Source organism: Apibacter sp. HY039 (assembly GCF_004023655.1).
Taxonomy (GTDB): Bacteria; Bacteroidota; Bacteroidia; order Flavobacteriales; family Weeksellaceae; genus Apibacter; species Apibacter raozihei.
The window spans coordinates 48,218-70,650 of the sequence record NZ_SAYM01000010.1; the positions used below are offsets into that span (position 1 = coordinate 48,218).

General features: G+C 33.1%; 22 protein-coding genes. 14 read left to right on the plus strand and 8 right to left on the minus strand.

Going from position 1 to position 22,433, the window contains the following annotated elements; genetic code table 11:
* Positions 1 to 2 precede the first annotated feature (2 nt).
* From EQ921_RS14360 to EQ921_RS14385, 6 genes are read left to right on the plus strand one after another with little or no spacing between them, the layout of a single operon-like run.
* Complete coding sequence (locus tag EQ921_RS14360; RefSeq protein WP_128332145.1) at positions 3 to 701, plus strand: MOSC domain-containing protein; 699 nt, start codon at positions 3 to 5, stop codon at positions 699 to 701.
* Positions 702 to 739: 38 nt separating this feature from the next.
* A complete protein-coding gene (locus EQ921_RS14365; RefSeq protein ID WP_128332146.1) occupies positions 740 to 1,993 on the plus strand; it encodes an alginate export family protein in 1,254 nt (417 codons plus the stop codon).
* A 4-nt stretch (positions 1,994 to 1,997) separates the two neighbouring features.
* Positions 1,998 to 2,906 carry a bifunctional molybdenum cofactor biosynthesis protein MoaC/MoaB gene (moaCB, locus tag EQ921_RS14370; protein WP_128332147.1) on the plus strand — a complete coding sequence of 303 codons (909 nt, stop codon included), beginning with the start codon at positions 1,998 to 2,000 and terminating at the stop codon, positions 2,904 to 2,906.
* 25 nt (positions 2,907 to 2,931) lie between these two features.
* Positions 2,932 to 3,693: a molybdate ABC transporter substrate-binding protein gene (gene modA, locus EQ921_RS14375; protein ID WP_128332148.1), complete on the plus strand. Its 762-nt coding sequence runs from the start codon at positions 2,932 to 2,934 to the stop codon at positions 3,691 to 3,693.
* An 8-nt stretch (positions 3,694 to 3,701) separates the two neighbouring features.
* Positions 3,702 to 4,379 carry a molybdate ABC transporter permease subunit gene (gene modB / locus EQ921_RS14380; RefSeq protein WP_128332149.1) on the plus strand — a complete coding sequence of 226 codons (678 nt, stop codon included), beginning with the start codon at positions 3,702 to 3,704 and terminating at the stop codon, positions 4,377 to 4,379.
* 2 nt (positions 4,380 to 4,381) lie between these two features.
* Positions 4,382 to 5,041 (plus strand): sulfate/molybdate ABC transporter ATP-binding protein, encoded by a 660-nt coding sequence (locus tag EQ921_RS14385; RefSeq protein ID WP_128332150.1) that lies wholly within the window; start codon positions 4,382 to 4,384, stop codon positions 5,039 to 5,041.
* Between the two features lie 39 nt (positions 5,042 to 5,080).
* Here EQ921_RS14385 and EQ921_RS14390 read toward each other — a convergent pair whose 3' ends face one another.
* On the minus strand, positions 5,081 to 5,713 hold the full coding sequence (locus EQ921_RS14390) for a hypothetical protein (protein ID WP_128332151.1): 633 nt from the start codon (positions 5,711 to 5,713) through the stop codon (positions 5,081 to 5,083).
* 240 nt (positions 5,714 to 5,953) lie between these two features.
* Entirely contained in the window at positions 5,954 to 6,256 is a 303-nt protein-coding gene (locus EQ921_RS14395) for a hypothetical protein (RefSeq protein ID WP_128332152.1), read from the minus strand.
* A gap of 151 nt (positions 6,257 to 6,407) precedes the next feature.
* Between EQ921_RS14395 and EQ921_RS14400 the strand changes: the two genes are divergently transcribed.
* Both EQ921_RS14400 and EQ921_RS14405 read left to right on the plus strand, forming a co-directional pair.
* Positions 6,408 to 6,812 carry a helix-turn-helix transcriptional regulator gene (locus EQ921_RS14400; RefSeq protein ID WP_128332153.1) on the plus strand — a complete coding sequence of 135 codons (405 nt, stop codon included), beginning with the start codon at positions 6,408 to 6,410 and terminating at the stop codon, positions 6,810 to 6,812.
* A gap of 133 nt (positions 6,813 to 6,945) precedes the next feature.
* Positions 6,946 to 7,395 (plus strand): hypothetical protein, encoded by a 450-nt coding sequence (locus EQ921_RS14405; RefSeq protein WP_128332154.1) that lies wholly within the window; start codon positions 6,946 to 6,948, stop codon positions 7,393 to 7,395.
* Between the two features lie 173 nt (positions 7,396 to 7,568).
* On the opposite strand, the gene EQ921_RS14410 is transcribed toward EQ921_RS14405, so the two are convergent.
* From EQ921_RS14410 to EQ921_RS14420, 3 genes are all read right to left on the minus strand, one after another.
* On the minus strand, positions 7,569 to 9,410 hold the full coding sequence (locus tag EQ921_RS14410) for a T9SS type A sorting domain-containing protein (protein ID WP_128332155.1): 1,842 nt from the start codon (positions 9,408 to 9,410) through the stop codon (positions 7,569 to 7,571).
* 143 nt (positions 9,411 to 9,553) lie between these two features.
* On the minus strand, positions 9,554 to 11,419 hold the full coding sequence (locus tag EQ921_RS14415) for a T9SS type A sorting domain-containing protein (RefSeq protein ID WP_128332156.1): 1,866 nt from the start codon (positions 11,417 to 11,419) through the stop codon (positions 9,554 to 9,556).
* 34 nt (positions 11,420 to 11,453) lie between these two features.
* Positions 11,454 to 13,493: a T9SS type A sorting domain-containing protein gene (locus EQ921_RS14420; RefSeq protein ID WP_128332157.1), complete on the minus strand. Its 2,040-nt coding sequence runs from the start codon at positions 13,491 to 13,493 to the stop codon at positions 11,454 to 11,456.
* 316 nt (positions 13,494 to 13,809) lie between these two features.
* On the opposite strand from EQ921_RS14420, the gene purB reads away from it, so the two are divergent.
* A complete protein-coding gene (purB, locus tag EQ921_RS14425) occupies positions 13,810 to 15,237 on the plus strand; it encodes an adenylosuccinate lyase (protein ID WP_128332158.1) in 1,428 nt (475 codons plus the stop codon).
* 100 nt (positions 15,238 to 15,337) lie between these two features.
* Here purB and EQ921_RS14430 read toward each other — a convergent pair whose 3' ends face one another.
* From EQ921_RS14430 to EQ921_RS14440, 3 genes are read right to left on the minus strand one after another with little or no spacing between them, the layout of a single operon-like run.
* Complete coding sequence (locus tag EQ921_RS14430; RefSeq protein WP_128332159.1) at positions 15,338 to 16,108, minus strand: enoyl-CoA hydratase/isomerase family protein; 771 nt, start codon at positions 16,106 to 16,108, stop codon at positions 15,338 to 15,340.
* 42 nt (positions 16,109 to 16,150) lie between these two features.
* Positions 16,151 to 16,465, minus strand: coding sequence for a hypothetical protein (locus EQ921_RS14435; protein ID WP_128332160.1), 315 nt, complete (start codon positions 16,463 to 16,465; stop codon positions 16,151 to 16,153).
* A gap of 2 nt (positions 16,466 to 16,467) precedes the next feature.
* The gene (locus EQ921_RS14440) at positions 16,468 to 17,466 is read right to left on the minus strand and encodes a cation diffusion facilitator family transporter (protein ID WP_128332161.1); all 999 of its coding nucleotides are present in this window, start codon (positions 17,464 to 17,466) and stop codon (positions 16,468 to 16,470) included.
* 237 nt (positions 17,467 to 17,703) lie between these two features.
* Here EQ921_RS14440 and EQ921_RS14445 point away from each other — a divergent pair, with 237 nt between their 5' ends.
* From EQ921_RS14445 to EQ921_RS14465, 5 genes are all read left to right on the plus strand, one after another.
* A complete protein-coding gene (locus EQ921_RS14445) occupies positions 17,704 to 19,038 on the plus strand; it encodes an MATE family efflux transporter (RefSeq protein ID WP_128332162.1) in 1,335 nt (444 codons plus the stop codon).
* Positions 19,039 to 19,045: 7 nt separating this feature from the next.
* Positions 19,046 to 19,363: a hypothetical protein gene (locus EQ921_RS14450; RefSeq protein WP_128332163.1), complete on the plus strand. Its 318-nt coding sequence runs from the start codon at positions 19,046 to 19,048 to the stop codon at positions 19,361 to 19,363.
* A 58-nt stretch (positions 19,364 to 19,421) separates the two neighbouring features.
* Positions 19,422 to 20,078, plus strand: a complete 657-nt coding sequence (gene fsa, locus EQ921_RS14455; RefSeq protein WP_128152303.1) for a fructose-6-phosphate aldolase — start codon at positions 19,422 to 19,424, stop codon at positions 20,076 to 20,078.
* Positions 20,079 to 20,275: 197 nt separating this feature from the next.
* Complete coding sequence (locus EQ921_RS14460; protein ID WP_128332164.1) at positions 20,276 to 21,343, plus strand: reverse transcriptase domain-containing protein; 1,068 nt, start codon at positions 20,276 to 20,278, stop codon at positions 21,341 to 21,343.
* An 88-nt stretch (positions 21,344 to 21,431) separates the two neighbouring features.
* Positions 21,432 to 22,322, plus strand: a complete 891-nt coding sequence (locus EQ921_RS14465) for a 3-hydroxyacyl-CoA dehydrogenase family protein (protein WP_185144520.1) — start codon at positions 21,432 to 21,434, stop codon at positions 22,320 to 22,322.
* Positions 22,323 to 22,433 lie beyond the last annotated feature (111 nt).

A 22,433-nucleotide genomic window follows, 5' to 3' on the forward strand; every position in this document is an offset into this window, starting at 1 on the left:
ATATGAATACAGCTCAACCGGTTTTAGTATCATTAAACGCAGGAAAAGAAGAACCGCTGGAAGATTCAGGATTTTTAAGTGCCATAAATAAAAAGAAGCTTAATGAGCCTGCGCTGGTAACCAAATTAGGATTAAAATCTGATGTTCAGTCAGATAAACGTTTTCATGGAGGAATAGATAAAGCTATTCATCAATACGCGTATGAAAATTATACTTTTTGGGAAAATATTCTTCCGGATACTACAAGGTTGAAGCAAATGGCAGCGTTTGGAGAAAATATTACTTCCGTAGGAATGACGGAAGATACCGTAATGATAGGAGATCAATATCGTTTAGGTGGCTGCATTCTGGAAGTAAGTCAGGCACGTCAGCCCTGCTGGAAGCTCAACTATAGGTTTAAGTATCCAACTATGGCAGAAGAAGTACAAAATAGTCTCAAAACAGGCTGGTATTACAGAGTTTTGGAAGAAGGACAAGTACAGGAAGGAGATAAATTTGTATTATTGGAGAGGCCATATCCCGAAATTTCTTTAACCTATCTACTTCATATTTTATATAAAGATTGTTTAAATAAAGAAGCTCTATATGAAATTCTGAAGATTAATATTCTGGCTGAAAGCTGGAAAAATACTTTGACTAAGCGATTGGAAACAGGAGAAGTGGAAGATTGGAAAAGAAGGTTATATTTACAAAACAAATAAAATTTAACTAATTATTAAAAGTAACAAAATTCACTTATATGAAATTTAAATTAGCACTGGTATGCATTTTTTTATTAGGAACTATGAAAACTATTTATTCACAAAAAATACAGGTGGGTGGAGAAATAAGAAACCGGGGAGAGTTAAGAAATGGTTTTAGAAAACCATTGGCTGATTCCATAGATCCTTTATATGTACATAATCTCAGATTAAAGCTCTATGGTTCTTATACATCGGAAAAATTTAAAGCTAAAGTAACCTTGTTGGATTCTAAGATATTCAGTTCAGATCATTCCGTAAGAACCGATAATTTTTTTGGAATTTATGAAGCTTGGGGTGAATATTTCTTTAATCCGCAAATTTCAGTTTCAGCAGGAAGACAAATTTTGGAGTATGATGATAACCGCTTGTTTTCTGCAGGTGCCTGGAGTAATACACCCAATGCTCACGATTTGGTTAAATTGAAATATAACACCGAAAAAGTAAAGGTAAATGTTGGAGGTGCGTGGAATAATGCTTCAGTTTCCTTATACAATGCGGCTAAAAGTTACGAATCTATGTTTTATGGATGGGGAATGTATTCATTTCAGAATTTCAATGTATCTGGTATCTGGGTAAATGAAGGAATTAAAAATACCCTGCCCGGCCGGGGAAATAAAACTTCAATATATAAAAATACACTGGGGGGAAATATAGGTATGAAAAATAAAAATATGCCTCTTTCCATCTATTTGACAGGATATTACCAGTTCGGTTACGATAAGGCTGATAAAAAGCTCGATGCCTTTTTTCTTGGTTTAAAAAATCAATATACATTTTCTGATAAAATTAAAGCATCTCTGGGAGCAGAATACTTATCCGGAACCAGTTCAAAGGCATCAGGCAGTTCAGATCATACATTTAACAGGCTCTATGGGGCACACCATAATTACAATGGTACTATGGAATATTGGATAGCAGTACCCACTCAGGGGCTCGTAGATATTTTTGCAGGAGCAGATGTAAAAGTGCTTCCAAAATTAAGTGTAAACGGAAGCTTTCACACTTTTGCAACCGCGCGGGAAATACAAAATCGAAATAATAAAGGAATAGGTTCTGAACTGGATATGCAGGTAGATTATAAGTTTTCTCAGTCATTCTCTCTGCAAGGAGGCTGGAGTTGTTATTTTAAAAACAAAGGAACCGATATATTGAAAAAACAGACTCAGACAGAAACACGTTTTCCATATTGGGCCTATCTTATGATTACGTATAAGCCTGAATTTACAATCAAAACCAAAAACAAACAATAAACCTATGGTAAATATAACCTCAAAAAATAACACTTTACGTAAAGCCATTGCGCAGGCTGAAGTAAAAGTGAGTTCTATGGAAACTATTCATGCCATAAAAGAAAATCGTGTACCCAAAGGAAATGTTTTTGAAATGGCAAAAACGGCCGGTTTATTTGCTGCAAAAAAAACCAGTGATGTTATTCCGGATTGTCATCCGTTACCTATAGAATTTACTTCTATTACCTTTGAAATAAATGAACTCATTATTACTATAAAAACAGAGATTCATACGATCTATAAAACCGGTGTAGAGGTAGAAGCTATGCATGCTTCATCGGTAGTTGCGCTGACCATGTATGATATGCTGAAGCCTATCGACAAAAAAATTGAAATTCAAAATATACGGTTAGTTGAAAAAAGAGGAGGTAAATCGGATAAACAGGATGTTTTTGAAACTCCGCTTAAAGCAGCAGTTATTGTGTGTTCCGATAGTATTTCAGCCGGAGGAAAAGAAGACAGGGCAGGAAAGGTGATTATGGAAAAACTTTCGAAATGCCAGGTTGAAATTTCCGATTATCTCATTATCCCCGATGAAATAGTCCAGATTCAGGAAAATATAAAAAAATATGTATCGCAACAGTTGGATATGGTGCTGGTAACCGGTGGAACCGGATTATCCAAACGCGATATCACACCGGAAGCAGTACAACCTTTGCTGGAAAAAGAAATACCCGGTGTTGCTGAAGCAATGCGCACGTACGGGCAAAACAGAACTCCGCTGGCCATGCTCTCCAGAAGCGCAGCTGGCCTGGTTAAAGAAACACTGGTAGTTACCCTGCCGGGATCTACCAAAGGAGCCGAAGAGTCTATGGATGCCATTTTCCCCTCCCTGCTTCATATTTTTAAAATCAGAAACGGAGGGCAGCATTAATTTATAACCTTAAAATATATAACTCATGAAACGTTTTTTACACTTATTAATCCTTTGTGCTTTTACAGTCGGAATTTCTTCCTGTACCAAAGAAAGAAAAGCAACAGTGGCTGCGGCAGCCAATCTGCGATATGTTTTAGAAGAAATTAAAACCCAATATATAAAAGATAACCCGGAGGCAGATCTACAGATAACTTATGGTTCTTCCGGAACTTTAAGCCAACAGATTATCAACGGAGCCCCTTTTGATTTATTTATGTCGGCAGATACCAAGTTTCCTCAAAAGCTGGTTGAAAAGGAAAAGACTTCCGGTTCTTCTAAAAATTATTGTTATGGAAGGGTAGCCTTATGGGCAGCGAAAATACCAGTAGAAAAAGGCCTTTCTGTTTTACTTCTTCCGGAGGTTAAAAAAATAGCTATAGCTAATCCGGAACATGCTCCTTATGGAAGAAATACGGTTACAGCACTACAGGATCAAGGCATTTACGATTCTGTGAAAGACAAAATCGTATGGGGCGAGAATATAAATCAAACTGCACAATTTGCATTCTCAGGCAATGCAGAAGTAGGTTTTATAGCTCTTTCACTGGCGTTGGCTCCGGAAATGGCAAACCAGGGAAGTTATTATGTTTTACCCGAAAACATTTGTCCGCCTATAGCACAGGCAGCCGTATTAATCAAAGGATGGGAAAAAAACGGAGAAGCCTCACGCTTTCTGGATTATATAACCAGTTCCCGATGTGATAGTATCTGGACTAAATACGGTTACGGATTGGTAAAAAAATAAATTTAGTATTGGAAGCGGACTTTTCAAATACATTAGTATTAACTGGAAAACTGGCCGTTAGTACCACAGCTATCCTTTTACTTTTAGGCTTACCTATAGCTTATCTGCTGGCTTATACTCGTTTTAGGGGTAAGGCATTGGTAGAAGCTCTTATTTGTATGCCTATGGTGCTGCCGCCCACGGTGATAGGTTACTATCTGCTGGTAGCCTTTAGCCCTACCAACAGCTTCGGAGGCTTTTTGGAAAAATATCTGAGCACACGTCTGGCCTTTACCTTTGAAGGAGTGGTTATTGCCAGCGTAATTGCCGGACTGCCGTTTATGATACAACCCCTTCAGAACGGTTTTTCATCGCTTCCTTCCAGTTACAGGGAAGCTTCCTATACCTTGGGAAAATCAAAATGGGTAACTTTTTACCGGGTGTTGCTTCCCAATTGTAAATCTTCCCTTATTACAGGTATTGCGTTAACATTTGCCCACTGCATCGGGGAATTTGGTATTGTTCTTATGGTAGGAGGAAACATTCCCGGAGAAACCCGTATTGCTTCTATTGCTATTTACGATGAAGTACAGGCACTAAATTACGAAACCGCTCACCAGTACTCTTTTATTCTTTTTATTATTTCCTTTATCCTGCTGACCCTGATTTATAGTATCAATAAAAGTTTTAGAGTGAACATGTTGTAGATATGATAAAGATAGATGTTGAGCATAGCATTTTAACCGCCGAAGGTAAAAAGACGTTGAAAGTAAATGAACATTTCAGGGAAAATGAGTTAATCTGCATATCCGGAGCCTCCGGAGCAGGCAAAACTACCTTGCTGAGAATGATTGCCGGACTGGTTACTCCTGACAGGGGAATGATTGAGATAGGCGGGCAGAAGGTATTTGATTCTGTTAAAAAAATAAATTTTTCGCCTCAGAAAAGGAACGTAGGATTTATGTTTCAGGATTATGCTTTGTTTCCGAATATGAATGTGGAAAAAAACATACGTTTTGCACAGTCAGGAGAAAAGGATCCGGAGTGGATTCATCGGCTGATTACCACTTTTGGATTGGAAAATCTTAAAAAACAGCAGGTTACCCAACTGTCGGGAGGGCAAAAGCAACGTGTAGCTCTGGCTAGGGCCTTAGCATCTAAAGCGCGTATTTTATTGCTGGATGAACCTCTTTCGGCAGTAGATAATAAAATCAGACGGGAGCTACAGGATGAAATCGTTAAAGCCCACCGTTTGTTACAATCTACCACCTTATTGGTAAGTCATGACGAAGACGAAATAAACAAAATGGCTTCCAGTATCTTATATATAGAACAAGGCAATTCACATCTGAAATCTGCCGGAATTTAAGACCTAATTTTTATACTAAAGAGTCAAAATTATAATGTATTATTCACATTGATTATTGTAGTATTCAATAATTTTTTCTTTATCTTGAATTTGAAATTCTCTTTTCCTTATTTTAGTTGCTAGTTCAGGACAGTCGGAAAAATAGCTTTCGGCAATCAATCGTAAATATATATTAGGATTTAATGTCATGGAATTATCTCCAATGTAAGTCATACATTCCTCTTCTGGTTTTTTGAAAAAATATTTAATACCCACAAGACCTTTTTGACCTACTGAATAAATTTCAAGATACGAATCTTTCAATGTATAGAGCTGCCCACCTTCATATAAATTAAGTTTAGGAGTTGATAAAGTTTGAACAACCCATAGATTTTTGCTTTTTGAAATCCATTTTTTAGTTCTGTATAATTTACTTGTTAACCGAGTAATTCTAAAGACATTTGTAGGCTCTTTCCATAGATAAATATCAGTAAGATTTTCACTAAGCAAAGTTATTTTACCATTTTCAGTTGGGATATTAATCTTTTTAAAATCTGAATAAATCTCAAATTTATTTGTTACTCCTGTATATACCTGATTATCATTAGAAATAATTTTAAAATTTATAATTTGGGAATATGAAAATAAGGAAAGGAATAAAGTGAAAATTAAAAGTAGAAATGTTTTATTCATAAGTAGTTATTTTTGGCAAAAATAAATAAATTATTTATTGAATATTGAACTCTAATTGTTTAATTTTTATAAAATTATAATAATCAGGCATAATTTCAAAATATTACTTTATCTTATTTAGCTTTAGTTTTTTGGTGTATAAAAATTCGTTAACTTAGTACATAGTATCTAAAATTTAAAATATAGTACGAGTTTAATAAAACAAACTCTAGGTTTATATTTTGAATTTTAATACTCAATTTAGTACTCATTCAGTTCTTCCCTCAGCACCCTGTCTAAAAATTCAAATTCTATGTGGGGGAGGAGGTGTTTCGCCATTTCCAGCAGGTTGTAAATATCAATCCGTACTTCTTCTTCCTCTTCTTCCGTAGGATTCTTATTTTCCAGTGAAAACAAATGCGTTTGGGAGGTATTGAGTAACGAAAGAATCGTAAAACCCAGTTGCTTGTAATTCGTAGTTCCGGTATTCATAAAACGCAGGGTACGGTCTTTTTTTAAATCTTTGATCCAGTCCTTTATTTCCGTGTTCAATTCTTCATCCATTTTATAGTATTTAAAACACAAAGAAAAAGAAGTATTTTTGAAAAAAGAACCAAAAACCGGATAAAAATACCCTTTCACAGTTGTAAAAAACTACTTACCTTTTTTTACCGGAATTTTTTCTATTTTTGTTAAAAGATAAATTTGTTATATCATGAACACAGATACAGTAAGCCCAAAAGCCCATCACGGAAGAAATGTAAAAAGATTACGCGAAATTTTAGGAATAAAACAGGAAGTATTGGCAGATAAGCTGGAGCTTTCTCAGCAAACGGTATCAAAATTAGAAAACAAAGAAATCTTAGATAAAGAAACACTAACGAAAATTGCAGAAGCTTTACATATTCCGGTAGAAGCTATTGAGAATTTTAATGACGAAGGAGCTTTAAATTTTGTGGCAAATACTTTTAATAATCATGATAATTCATCTACAATTAGTTATCAACCTACTTTTAATCCCATAGATAAAATTGTAGAATTGTATACAGAAAAAGAAGCTCTTTACGAGCGCATGATTCAGGAAAAAAATGAACTTATAGAGAAACTGTTGAGTAAGTAAATAGTTTGAAGAGAAAATATAACCGAATCTGTTAGATTTGCCTTTACTTTAAGAGAGTATAAAAGAAAAAAAATACTTAATCAGATAATTTTTTTATCTCAATTAGGGTAAAATAGTTATATTTGAAAGAAAAATGCAATTTATAATAAAAGATATAACTACTGAGAAGTTAATAGAAAATTTTCAGCAAAAACCGGTTAATTTTGGGGATGATTTTAGAAAAAAGCATCTTATGTCAGGTATAGAAAGTATAGAAATTCCTGATGGATCCGACAGGAACATAGAATTAAAAGATAGAGCTAGAATACTTATAGATTCTATTAGAGAAAATAGTTGGAGTATATTATTAGAAACCGAATTAATAAATGTATTGAATAGTAAAGTTTATACATTATATGAATATCAATATAATGGTGGACGTGGTTTTGATATATACATTGATATAAAAGTTTATTTGTATAAACATTCAGGTTATCCAAATAATATTAACAAAAAAATTGATGCTGAGTATAAAAAAGTATCTCTTTCAGGATTTATAAAACCGAGGGAAATATTAATTACACATTTTCACGGAATAATGTGAAAAATAGATCTACTTTTATTTGTAGTTTAATAAAAAATAATAAGTAGTTGTATTAATAACTATGTTTTTTAATATTAATTCTTTTAAATTTTTTTTGGTTCACTAAATAAAAAAAGGAATACATTAAAATGACATCTTGTAAATTCATTTTATACATTAAGACTATTTTCTCTTTAATTTTTTATAAAAGATTCTTTAGTTTTTCCGTTAGGGGCATAAATAACCAGGGTATACTCTCCCTCATACAAAGCGTCAACGTTAATAAATCGTTCGTTGGTCAAGATTCCTGAGAGTACTTTTATATCATTTATGTCGAATATTTCGTATGGAGCAAGAGCTATATTTTTCTTGATAAATAAAGTATCCGTAACTATAGTAGGATTTATAATAATAGAAGAATCGCTCATTGTTTCCGTATGCATTGTTACTTTCTGTTCTACAGGTTTTTCAGGAATTAACAGTTCCGAAAAGGAATCATCCTTTATCTTGTCTACCGGAGGTAATTCAGTATTTTTTTCTGCAGTTGAGGTAAGTAACTCTTTTTCTTGGTTGGAAAAAGTATCCGTTACATGTATTTCATCAGTAGAATCAGCGATTTTTTCAGAATTTTCCGGTTCTGGTAGTATTATATTTTGAACAGAACTGTTCTGTATTTCCGTATTACTTTTTCCTTTCTGTTCCTCGTTTCTTACAGTAATTAACACCTCAGAAAAGGAATTATTTTGTATCTTGTCTACCGGAGGTAATTCAATATTTTTTTCAGCAGTTGAGATAAGCAACTCTTTTTCCTGATCGAGGAGAAGCTCAGCCAGTTGGGGTTCCACACTGTTGGTAGGTTCTGTTTCCTTCAAGCTTTCCGGATTGGGTAGTACTTCAGGTGCTTTAGCCAAAGATTTAGTGGGAACTTCATCAATTTCTATAAGTTGGGAGATATTTTTTTTGGGAGTAGGAGCAAACGTTTGTTCAGGAGTAACCGATGAAAGGTTTTTTGTAGACGCAATGGCTGTAGATGGGTAGCTTTCCGGTGATTGTGCAGGAATTTGAACGGCAATTTTTTCGGTTTTTTCGTCCATTGTGTTAGGTAGAACCTGTTCGGATTGGGTTGTTTCCTTCGGTAGTGCAGCTAAGGTTTTAGGAGCATCCGGTTGGCTGGTTGCATTGCGGTTGGTAAAAGTAAGAGAGGCAAGTTGGGGAAGACCTTCCAAAACTAAATTTTTAACATTCATCAGCTGCTGAGATTTTACCTGAATATCCAAAGACCTAAGGTTAGGTAAATTTTTTACCACCAGACTATCTATACCTGAATCAGTAGGTAATTGCAATTGAGTGATTTGTGGTAAATTTTCCAGATGGAGAGAAGGGGTTTTATCGTCTTTGGCTGAATAATGAAAAAGAGACAGGGCCGATAAATCTGCCAGTTTTATTCTCGATAGATTTTTACCTTCCAGATGCAGCTCTTTTAAAGCAGGCAGCTTAGTAAGACTTACGTATTTTTGATTGTCCCCGCATTTTAGTATCTCCAAATTAGGTGCAAAGCTAAGATTCTCGGAAGTTAAATGCTCAGGAAATTGGTCGGTAAACAAGATTTTTAAATTACGTTGTTGCCCATACAGCATAGTTACTTTGTATTGGTAAAGTTCGGTAAGCTGGGTAAGTTCGGAAATATCAAACTTTATCTTAGCATACGGTGAACCGTAACAGGTAAGGCTGCGTAGATTAGTGAAATTTTTAATCCAGCGGGTATCCGGCCGTTCCGCCGGTATAAGTAAACTTTCTAATGATAATACCAGGCTGTATACCTCTAACGCTTCTTCTTTTGATATTTCACCATCCCCATTACTATCTATTTTTATAGCATTGCCTAGGCTGTTGCGGGCTATTGCATTATAAGGCGAAGAAATTAAAAGATATTCTTTTAAGAAGCTATCTCTGAAACTAATGTTCTGAGCAGGTAAAATACTGCTTAACATCATGAAAATAATGAATGAAGAGAACGAAAATATACGGGCATTCATAAAAATAATATCTTTTTGGGATAACAAATATACTTAAAAAGATAAAATAAAATTTTTATATGGTTATATGAATTTTTATAAAAGAAAAAAAAGCTTTTCTAAAATAGAAAAGCTTTTTAATTTTTGTATGCCGGAATTAAAATTTAGTTTTTAATGAACGGTTTATTTATTTTGCCTTTAGCGTAATGCAGGGTCATAAAATAAGAACCTTTCGGAAGAGTAGAAACAGTAACCTTGGGCGAAGTTATGTTCTCTGAAATTAAAAGTCTTCCATTAGTATCAAAAATTTCTACTTTAGTGATTTTTTCTTTTGTATTTATGTATAGAAAATCAGTAGCCGGATTAGGATACAGGGTAATTTCAGTTTGTGTTTTTATTTCATTGGTGCCTAAACTTTGATTGCAGTTGGTCGTTACTGATATATCTTTAGGATCAAACCGCAGTCCATCGCTACTTTGAGGTAAGAAATACCTATAAATTAAATCAATTTCTTCCTGATTATCGCAGCAAATAGATTCTAAACCTGGTTTTCTGTAGGTTAATACTCCTTCGTTAATCCAGGAGTCTAATACATTATTTTTTATTATTAAATGTTTTAGATCTTTTGTATAATTATAGTAAGTATAATCAATGAGCTTTAAATCGGATACATTAGGATTTTTAGAAAGATCTAAGGTTGTAATATTATTATCACTGCAATTTAAAGATTTTAAATTTTTCAATAGGGAAAGGTCAATATCGGAAATAGATGTTCTGGATATGTTCAGATCTTCAATTAGTGGATTGTTTGAGATATCTAGATCCTTAATATCCATATTATAAAAAAGACTTAGTTTTTTTAATTGAATGTTTTTACTTAAATCTATTTTCTTTAAGTAATAGTTACTAGACAAGTCGAGAGTATCTAATCGAATGTTTTGGGAAACATCAATAGCTTCTAAATTATTTTTTTTAAGAATCAAACTGGAAAGATTAGGAATGTTCTTAGATAAATCCAGCGAGGTTAATAAATTTTCAGTACAGTCAATACTTGTTAATTCAGGAAGATCCTCTAACTCTAACGTTTTAATTCCGGAGTATCTGATAGTAGAAGAATTGGTAATCGTATTTTTACAATCTAACGATTTTAGAAAAGGCAGTCTTTTAATTACCAAGTGTTTTTCTATTACCACATTATTTTGTGGAGTTTTAAAAGATATAGTATCAATCTTAGGTAAATTTTCCAGATAACAATAACGTCCGTTAATATTAAGCGCTTTAAGAGAAGGAAGATTTGCCATTATTAAACTATCTGAAGCGTAAGTTTCAGCCTCTTCAAGAGAAGGAAGATTATTTATAGCTAAATTTTCAGCATTTGCTGTTATTTTTTTTAGACTTTTAAAATCTGACAAATTTAATTTTTCGTAAGTAATTGTCGTTCCCGAATTATCTGAACTTCCTTGGACAGTATAGGAACAATTCAAATCTTCCAGATTAGGAGCCTGACTGTAAGATATTTTTAGTGGGGCATCCATAATTTTTAAATTAGGAAGATACTCGGGTAATTTAAGATAAAAGGGGTATTCTTTATAAAAGGAATGACCATTTTGATAATATAATTCTTTCAGATTAGTAAATCCGGTAGCGTCTAAAAATCGGGGAAACGAATTAGATTTTAAATACGAAACGGTACCACTATATAACAATATCCGTACGTTGGTAAAATATGTCAGATCGGAAGAACCTGTTTCAGTTTGATTCGGATACTGAGGATAAGTACTAGGATAAATGTTATTTATTCCTATTTTTAATTGATAAACCTTTAAAGCTTCCTGAAGGGAAATTTCCCCATCTCCGTTGGTATCTATAGCCATAGGATTACCATTGATATCTTTGGCTACCTCATTTTCAGCAGAAGAGGATAACAGGTAGTTTTTGAGTATATCGTTAGTAAACTCGATATTCTGGGCAGATAAATATCCGCAGAAACAGAATAAAATAAATAAAAAAAGATAAATTTTTGATTTCATATAATTTAATTTTCAGTAGTTTTTTATTAAGGGATTAATTTTTTATAAATTGTTTGTTTATTTTGCCTTTAGCATGGTGCAGGGTTATAAAATAATAACCCACTGGAAGAGTAGAAATAGTAAATTTTGGAGAAGATATTTTCTCTGAAATTAAAAGTCTTCCATTGGTATCAAAAATTTCTACTTTAGTGATTTTTTCACGTGTATTTATATAAAGGATATCAGTAGCCGGATTAGGATATAGGGTAACTGTTACTGGTGCTTGTACTTCTTCTGAATTTAAATTTTTATTACAGTTACTATCAAATATTATATCATTTAAATAGGTGAAATTTTTAAAAACAGAATTTTTTACGTTTTCAATTTCTTCATCATTATCACAACAAACATATTTCATATTTTGTAAATTAATTAAATAGTGACTATTGGAGATGATCCAAGGATCGAGTACCGAATTTTTAATAATAAGATTTTCTAATTTCGTAGGATTTTTAAGTTCAAAATATGGACTGTCGTTAAGCTCCAGATAAGAAATGTATTTTTGACTGGATAAATCTAAAGTCTTTATAAAATTTCCATAGCAAAACAGTTGTTTTAACCATATATTTTTAGATAAATTAATATCAGAAAGCTGAGTGCCTCCTATGTTCAGTTCTTCAAGTAATATATTAGACGTTAGATCCAATTCTTTAATCTGTGTTTTCTTAAGATTTATTTTTTTAAGTTTAAAATTATTTTCAAAATTTATTAGATCTAATTCTGTATTAAGAGATAAATCAATGGTTGATAAAAAAGTATTCTTAGATGTATCTAAAGATGAAAGTTTGTTATCTCTTGCGTTTAAAGAAATCAGATTTTTGTTTGAAGTTAAGTCTAAAGAAGATATTGCATTATGAGTTACATCCAGTGATGTCAGTTTTTTATTTAATGTAACATCCAGTGACTTAATATTGTAAGACACATACATACCATTTTCATCATAATGTTCAATTTCATAATCATTTGACAAAGATATTTGTTCAATATTTGTATTTTTAGATAAATTAATTGTAGAATCAAATAAATTATTACCCGCAAATAAATATTTTAAGTTAGGAATATTTTGTGACAAATCTAATGAAGATAAATAATTGTAAGAACAATCAATAGATTCCAGTTCAGGTAAATTTTCAAGTGTTAACGTTTTTATTCCGGCAGTTAATGTAGAACTACTTTTATATTTTTTATGAGAACAATTAAGTTTTTTTAAAGCAATCAAATTTTTAATGGTAAGTTCTTTACTATAAACATTAGAAAAAGTAGTTGTGCTAAAATCTAAATTCTCAATTTTAGGCAAATTTTCAAGATGAGTAAATTTACTATTTAATGAAATGGAATCCAGATTGGAGAGATTTTTTAAAACAATAGTGTCAGCATTTGCCGTTATTTTTTTTAGATTATTAAAATCTGAAAAATTTAATTTGTTAAAGATTTGTGGCTGAACATAACTATCAGATGCTGTTTGGACAGTATAGGAACAATTCAAATCTTCAAGATAGGGAGCCTGACTGTAAGATATTTTTATCGGGGCATCTACAATTTTCAGATTTGGTAGGTATTTGGGTAGAGTAATACTAAATGGGTAAGCTTTATAAAAATAATGTCCATCTAGATAGTATAATTCTTCCAGATTTGTAAATCCGGTAGCATCTACAATGCGGTTAAAGCACTTATAACAATTATGAGGAGTGTTACCCTCATATTTAAATATACGGACATTAGTAAAATAAGTAAGTTCAGAAGAAGAATCTGTTTCAGGTGGAGTACCAAGACTAGGATAAGTTGTAGGGTAAATATTATTCATTCCCACCTGTAGCTGGTACACATTTAGCGCTTCCTGAAGTGAAATTTCTCCGTCTCCGTTGGCATCAATAGCCATAGGATTCCCATTAATATCTTTGGCTATCTCATTTTCAGATGATGAAGATAACAGGTGTTTTTTAAGTATATCGTTAGAAAATTCAATATTCTGTGCATTTATACCTCCCCAAACATTCAAAAAGATTAATAAAAGAATGTGTACTTTTTTTTTCATATATTATTTTATCAATGAATTTAGATTAAAAACAATAGGTTATTTTATATTAAGTTTTAGTTTATTTTATAAAAAAAAACTTATTTTATATTAGCATATTTTTAAATTTAAATATTAAAAAAAAACTTATATTATTATTTAACAATTGATTATAAGGATAAACTCTATATAATTAAGTGCTAAATTTTTAATATGCTAAGATATTAAAAAATCAATGTTTTTGTATAACTTTATTTAGAATAAATTGAATAATTTGTTTTTAAAACAATTCAATTAAGAATGCGTATTTTTGAAAAAATTTTAAAGTAACTAATTTATGGATAAGTATCAAAATCCTTTAGAAAGTCGTTATTGTAGCGACGAAATGCTATATAACTTTTCTCCTGATAAAAAATTTACAACCTGGAGGAAATTATGGGTAGCATTGGCAGAAGTCGAAAAAGAATTGGGTTTAGATATTTCTGATGAACAGATTAAAGAACTTAAAGATAATGTTTCCAATATAGATTTTGCTCAGGCGGCAGAATACGAAAAAAAATTCAGACATGATGTCATGGCTCATGTGCATGCTTATGGAGATGTAGCTCCTAATGCCCGTCCCATTATTCACTTAGGTGCAACTTCTGCATTTGTTGGAGACAATACCGATTTAATTCAAATCAGGGATGGATTTGAATTAATAAAGAAAAAACTGGTTAATGTTATTAACGGGTTACACAAGTTTGCTTTAGAGTACAAAGACTTGCCTACCTTAGGGTTTACCCATTATCAGCCTGCACAATTAACAACGGTTGGAAAAAGAGCAACTCTTTGGTTGCAATCCGTTTTGCTTGATTTGGAAGAATTAGAATTTCGTATTCAGACTTTACGTTTCAGGGGAGTAAAAGGTACCACAGGAACTGCTGCCAGCTTTAAAGAATTGTTTAATGGAGATTTTCAGAAAGTAAAAGATTTAGATAAAGAATTATCCGGCAGATTTGGATTTTCTAATGTTTTTAAAGTAAGTGGGCAGACCTATGACAGAAAAGTTGATGCACAGGCATTGGAATTACTTTCCAATATCGCGCAGTCTGCACATAAATTTACCAATGATCTCAGATTATTACAAAACCTTAAGGAAGTAGAAGAACCTTTCGAAAAAAATCAGATAGGTTCCAGCGCAATGGCGTATAAAAGGAATCCTATGAGATCCGAAAGAATTTCTTCCCTTGCTAAATTTGTTATTTCCTTAGCTGCATCACCAGCTATGGTTGCTTCCACCCAGTGGTTTGAAAGAACTCTTGATGATTCGGCTAACAAAAGATTAAGTATTCCTCAGGCTTTTTTAGCTGTTGATGCCATATTAATTATATGGAATAATATTTTAGATGGAATGGTTGTTTACCCTAAAATGATCGAAAAGCACATTCATGAAGAACTGCCATTTATGGCAACGGAATATATCATTATGGAAGGTGTTAAAAACGGAGGCGATAGACAAGAACTTCATGAAATTATCCGTACTCACTCTATGGAAGCTGCCAGACAAGTGAAAATGGAAGGGAAATCCAATGACCTGATTGAGAGAATTATTGAAGATCAACGGGTTAATATAGATAAAAACAAACTCGTTCAATTGTTAAATCCTTCCAATTTTATAGGTTTTGCATCAGAACAAACCGTTGAATTTTTGGAACACGAAGTTCAGCCAATTCTGGATAAGTACAAAGATTTATTAGGTATTGAAACAGATTTAAAAGTGTAATTATTTTTTAAATCTCTCTCAAAAAATACATATCTTAACTTAAAATTTAACCTGACCGGATACTTTCCGGTTAGGTTTTTAATTTTTTAAAAAAGTTTATTTAATTAAAATTAGGTTTTCTCTTTTCTACAAATGCTGAAACGCCCTCTTTAAAATCATGGGTTTGAAAAAGATTTCCGAAAAGATCAATCTCCTTATCAAATCCTTGCGGACTGTCCGAAGCCTGAATAGCTTTTATAGCATGAGTAATGGCAGTAGAAGAATTTTTTGAAATTTTCAATGCCAGTTCTTTAACTCTGGGTAATAAGTTTCCCTGAGAAGTCACTTCATTGATTAAACCAATTTCCAAAGCTTTTTGAGCGGTTATCATTTCAGCTGAAAGAATAATCTGGTTAGCCCATCCTTTTCCTACCAGCTTAGGTAATCTTTGCGTGCCTCCGTATCCGGGTATAAGACCCAGGGTAACTTCAGGAAGCCCCATTCTTGCATTTTCAGAAGCTATTCGTATATGACAGGCCATTGCAAGTTCCAGTCCGCCACCCAGTGCAAAACCATTTATAGCAGCAATTACCGGTTTGGATAAATTTTCAATCTTGTTAAAAACAGTTTCGTGAATATTTTCAGCAAACTCATTAATGTGCCCGGCATCCAAATCTAAAAACTCCTTTATATCAGCTCCAGCTACAAAAGATTTATCACCGCTTCCGGTAATAAAGATTACCCGTGTGTTTCTGTCTTCTTCCAGCATGGAAATGCATTCGCTTAACTCCGTTAAAGTTGCTGAATTAAGTGCATTTAACTGTTGAGGTCTGTGAATGGTAACCGATGAAATTTTGTTTTCCTGCGAAACCAGTAAATTATTAAAATTCATAACTTTTTTAGTTTTGTTAAGTTTTCAGGAAAGATAAGAATTTTATTCTGAAAATTCTTTTTTTAAAGTTTTGCTTCTGTAGTTACCTACAAGCAATAAAATTAATGTAAAAAGTCCTGTTTTAAAATAGGAAAACTGATAGCTGGATACCATTAAATGTAACCAGTCGGAAAAGTTCATTTCTCCTGTAAAAATAAATTTGGAAGTATTATAATGATCCAGAAAACAATAAAGAAGAAAGTCAGCGATACACATAACTATCATAAACAAAACAGTAAAAGTTAACGTATATCCTGTTTTCCCTAATGATTTAAATATCTTTTCTTCAATAGCTAGATAAGTTTTTCTTTTTGCCATGATTATTCATTTTCTAATTTATGATGTTTATCGGTTTCAATATTTTCAATCGTCCACTTTATTTTTTCTTCAAACGGATGTTTTCTATATAAACAGTTGGTTTTATTACAAATCTTGCAGGAAAATTTTTCACAACAATCATCCACATGAACAAACATTTCAAACCGGTCCCCGAAATTGTCTTTAATAATTTTTTCTAAATGCTCCAGCTCATGCTTGGCTTCTCTCAGGTTAAAGTACCAGGGCATTGTTAAATGACAATCCAGATGAAGGCTGCTTCCATATTTAATAAAACGCACATTATGGATATCTATCCAGTTAGGGTTTCTATTTTGTTCAAGCGTATCAACCAGTTGTTTTATAAGTTCCTCATCCGCCTCATCCATAATTCCGGCAAGAGATTTACGAACGATTTTAAACCCGGTATAAATAATTATACCTCCAAAAATAAGTGCAATAACGCTATCCAGCCAATAGTATCCGGTGAAATACATTAAAATAAGCCCAATAACCAAACCAATCGTAGAATATGTATCGGATTTTAAATGCTCTCCTCCCGAAATAAGAGCCAGAGAATGGTTTTTTTTACCTTTATTTACTGCGGCAACTCCCAGTAGATAATTTACCAGTCCGGCAATCGAAACCAGAATTATTCCGTAATCCAGCTGGGAAATGGTGTGTGGAGTAAATGCATTTTTAGCTGCTTCATAAATAATCAGTAATCCGGCCAAAGAAATCAGTCCTCCTTCAATTCCTGCTGAAATAAATTCGATTTTTCCATGTCCGTACGGATGATCTTTATCTCTGGGTTTGGAAGAGATATAAAGGCTGTACAAAGAGAATAATCCGGCCAGCACATTTATAGTACTTTCAAGAGTATCTGTTAAAATGGATACCGAACGGGTGAGATACCAGGCAACAATTTTGAAACCAAATAAAAGTATCCCTATAATAACTACAATTTTTTGAAAAGAATAATTTTCTTTTGCGGAATTGCTCATGATAAATTCAGGCTTAGATTAAAATAATAGATGCAGGGCAAAGGTAGTATATTTGTTTAATTAAAAAATTATCTATGATTATAAATAATGACACGTATCCTGGGATAAATGTATCAGTGATATAAAATTTATAGAAATAAACAAAGTTTAAATAAATATATAATATAAAATTAAGTACTGATTTTTTTACTTCTCTGTTAAAATTAGTACCTTTGCAGGCTCTCATAATCAGAAATAATGAAACTTAAAGAACATTTTAAAGCCAATACGAAATTAGCACTCCCTGTAGTTATTACTCAGCTGGGGCAGGTTTCCGTAAATTTTATAGACATCATCATCATTGCAGGTCTGGGTGAAAAAGCTATTGCTTCCGCCTCACTCGCAACCAGTGTTTTCATTATTTTTTTAGTTTTTTTACTAGGATTTTCTTATTCTATGTCTCCTTTAATATCCTCTTCAGTTGCAAACAACAACAACGAAAGAGTAGCTAAAATTTTCACACATGGAATGACAATGAATGTGACCTTGGCAATCTTCATTATCCTTTTATTGGAAATTTGTTCCCCCTTATTATATAAAACAGGACAAAACCCTATGGTTATTCCTGATGCTATAAGCTTTTTAAATATTAGTGCTTATAGTTTACTTCCTTTAATGATATTTCAGTCGTATCGCCAGTTTTCAGAAGGTATTTCTATGACCATACTGGTTACAGTAGCAACCGTAACGTCCAATGTTGTTAATGTAATTTTAAATTACGGATTAATATACGGTCAATGGGGATTACCGGAAATGGGAGTAAAAGGTTCAGCCACAGCCACGCTTATTGCCCGTATTGTCATGATGATTATTATTGTGGTGGTGTTGCACATGAACAAAAGAGCCTCCTTTTACCTAAGTTTTATTAAATTGAAAGAAATTAAAACTATTTATTACAGAAAACTTATATCTATAGGATTACCCTCCTCATTACAATCTTTATTTGAAATCAGTTCATTTGCCATAGCTGCTTTTATAGCAGGAAGACACAGTTATCTGGATACCTCAGCCCATTCGGTTACAGCCAATCTGGCCTCCATAACGTTTCAGATTTGTGTAGGGTTCGGAGTAGCGGCAACAGTTCGTGTCGCAGGTTTTTATGGTGTTAAAAACCGTGACGATCTTCGTAAAGCCGGCTTGGCCAGCATGTATTTAGTTACAGCATTTATGACTTTATGTGGTATATTTTTCATTATTTTCAGGAACCAGCTTCCCTTAATTTATTTTAAAAATACACAAATTGAAGTGATCAGCATTGCCTCCAAGTTAGTCATTGTAACTGCCTTTTTTCAGATTTTTGACGGAATACAGGTTGTCAGCCTTGCCTGTTTGAGAGGAATGAGAGATGTGGTTATACCTACCTTTATCTGCTTTATCGCTTATGTCGTTTTTGCCATACCCATCGGATATTATTTATGTATCCATCAGGAAATGGGAGCAGTAGGGACCTGGATAGGATTATGTATAGGCCTGGCATTTGCCGGAACCATGCTGTTATGGCGTTTTCTAAAACTAACTAAAACCAAGATTTAATATATCTATGATTTGCCTTTATCTGGAAAATAAGCCCGAATTGTTGTCTGTAAGCCGGGAAAATGCGCTGCCTGCACAACAATCACAGGTACTGGAAATATTCAGTAAGCTGGATTCAAAAGAGGCAATTATACTAGGTTTACTTATAAACACTCAAACTGAAATTAAAATTTATCCTTTCAGTCGTTTTGTCTGGCGTGTGGAAATCATAAAGCCAGACACTACAAAACAAAGACAACTTTATTACTCTACCCAAAAAGTAATTGGTTTAATTAAAGATCTTTACCAGGGTTTAGATGACACGAATAAAAGTGATTTGCATTAAAATACGATAAATTTTTTGCAGTTAAATCGGGATTGCGTAAATTGGTACTCAAAAAACGATGAAATTTTTTATAGATACAGCTAATTTAGCTCAAATAAAAGAAGCACAAAATCTGGGAGTTCTGGATGGTGTAACCACTAATCCGTCTTTAATGGCTAAAGAAGGAATTACCGGGAAAAGTAATATACTGGCACATTATAAAGCAATATGTGATATTGTAGATGGTGATGTTTCTGCAGAAGTTATTTCAACGGATACCGAAGGTATGCTTAAAGAAGCAGAAGAACTTTGTAACATAGATCCGAAAATTGTGATCAAAATTCCTATGATTGCCGAAGGAATTAAAGCTATAAAAAAGCTTTCATCACAAGGAATTAAAACAAACTGTACCTTGGTATTCTCTCCCGGTCAGGCTTTACTTGCAGCAAAAGCAGGAGCCACTTATGTATCTCCTTTTTTAGGGAGGCTGGATGATGTGTCTACTGACGGGCTTATTTTGATTGAAGATATTCGTATTATATTTGATAACTACGGTTATACAACTGAAATTCTCGCAGCTTCTATCAGAGGGCCATTACACATCATTAACTGTGCTAAAATAGGTGCAGATGTTATTACAGCACCATTAAATGCCATTACCGCATTGTTAAATCATCCGTTAACCGATAAAGGACTGGCTCAGTTCCTGGAAGACGCAAAAAAATTCAATGTTTAATTCTGAAGATTTAATTTATTTATAACTAGAAAAGAGTGAGAATCAAAATTTAGCATTAGAGGTGTATTCGCCTCGTTTACTGAGGATATTTAGTAGCAAGTAAAAAAGATACAAAGTATCTTTATACTTAGTTAAGTATTGATAAACATATACTTAAGTAAATATTCTCACTCTTTTTCTTAAAAAAGTTCTTGAGTATGGTATGGAAACTACTAAAGTCTTTATTCAGTACCTCTTTTCATAAAGAGGATGTTCCGGACGTGCATGCAGATACCCAAGTACAAAATAATAAAATTAATAGTAAAAGTCTTAGACCTTCGGTAGAGTATTTACTAACAAAAGATTTGGGACATTTGTGTGAACTATTGGAAATTGATAACAAAACTCAATTAGCTCCGATACTATTACATCCTGAAGAGTATTACCGAACTTTCAGAATACCGAAAAGAAATGGAAAGTCAAGGTTAATTTCCGCTCCTTTTACTCCGTTGTACCGTATACAAAAAAAAATTTATGAAAAAATACTGATCCATGCGCGTGTGCATTCTGCAGCCAAAGGCTTTTGCATAAGTACTTCTATCGTACACAATGCGAGAGAGCATCTACATGCCAAAGATTTATTAAAAGTTGATATACGAAATTTTTTCCCATCTATACATCAGAGCCGGGTAGTAGCTATCTTCAGAAATTTAGGATACGAATACACTTTAGCTTATCAGTTAGCCTATCTATGCTGTTTAAACGGAAAATTGCCGCAAGGCAGTCCGGCCAGTCCCGCATTGAGCAATCTGGCTTTATTGCGACTGGATTCTAAATTAAGTGAAATTGCCGGAAACAGACAATTTATATATACCCGTTATGCAGACGATCTTTCATTTTCAGGAAACATTTTATCAAAAAATGAATTGCTGGCTGAAATTTCAAAAACAGTTCAGGAAGAAAAACTCATTCTTAACAAAAAGAAAACCCGGTTTATAACCGGTGCTAAACGTAAAATTATTACCGGAATTTCCATTAGCTCCGGAAAATTAACAATACCCAAGAGTAAAAAGAGAGAGATTAGAAAAGTTATATATTACATAAAAACACGCGGTATATCAAAACATTTGTTGCATATAAATTCCAAAGATGCAGAAGACTGGTATTTAGAAAAAATACTAGGATATCTGTCATTTTGGAGGGCAGTGGAACCAGAAAACGCATATGTTCTTCAATCAGTAAAATATATTCAGTCATTACGAAAACAGTTATTATATAAAAAGTAACCTTCTACTTAAAAAAGTTTGTTTTTGATAAATCTGCGAGAGAAGAATTCGTATATTTAAATTAATTATTCCAAAAATCATATAAATGATACAAAAGGTAGTTGTTTTAGGTGGTGGAACTATGGGGAATGGTATTGCTCATACTTTTGCCCAGTACGGATTCAAAGTTTCTTTAGTGGATATTTCTCATAAAATGCTTGAAGAAGCCCAAAAAAATATAGAGAGCAATCTGGATCGGATGATTTACAAAGGAAAACTTACTCCTGAAGATAAGTTAAAAACACTTAATCAAATAACCTTTCATGAATCATTGGAACATGTAGTTCCAGATGCAGAATTTATTATTGAAGCTGCTACGGAAAATATGGAGATAAAACTTAATATTTTCAGACAGCTCGATCAGCTATCCGGACCCGGAGTTATATTAGCTTCCAATACGTCTTCAATATCCATATCAAAAATAGCCTCAGTAACCCGCCGTCCGGCCGATGTAGTGGGTATGCATTTTATGAATCCGGTTCCTCTTATGAAGCTGGTCGAAATCATTAAAGGTTATAATACCGGCTTATCAGCAATAGAAACTGTAAAACAGCTATGCACTAAGTTAGAAAAAATTCCGGTAGAAGTAAGTGATTACCCCGGATTTGTTGCTAACCGTATTTTAATGCCCATGATCAATGAAGCCATTTACTCTTTGTATGAAGGTGTTGCCGGTATTAAAGAAATTGATACGGTAATGAAACTGGGAATGGCACATCCTATGGGACCCTTGCAACTGGCTGATTTTATAGGTCTTGATGTTTGCTTGTCCATACTTACCATCATGTACGAAGGATTTAGAAATCCAAAGTATGCACCTTGTCCCTTGCTTATCAATATGGTTACTTCCGGAAACTTGGGATGTAAAAGCGGAGAAGGTTTTTATGATTATACAGAAACAAAGAAGGCAGAGCAAATCTCTAAAAGGTTTATCAGGTAGTTAAAATTTTTTCCAATAATACACAACGGAATATTTTTTGATGAATCTTTTCTTTTTATTATTACAAATTATTACGGCTGTGTTGAATTACAACAGAGTTTAAAAAGTTAA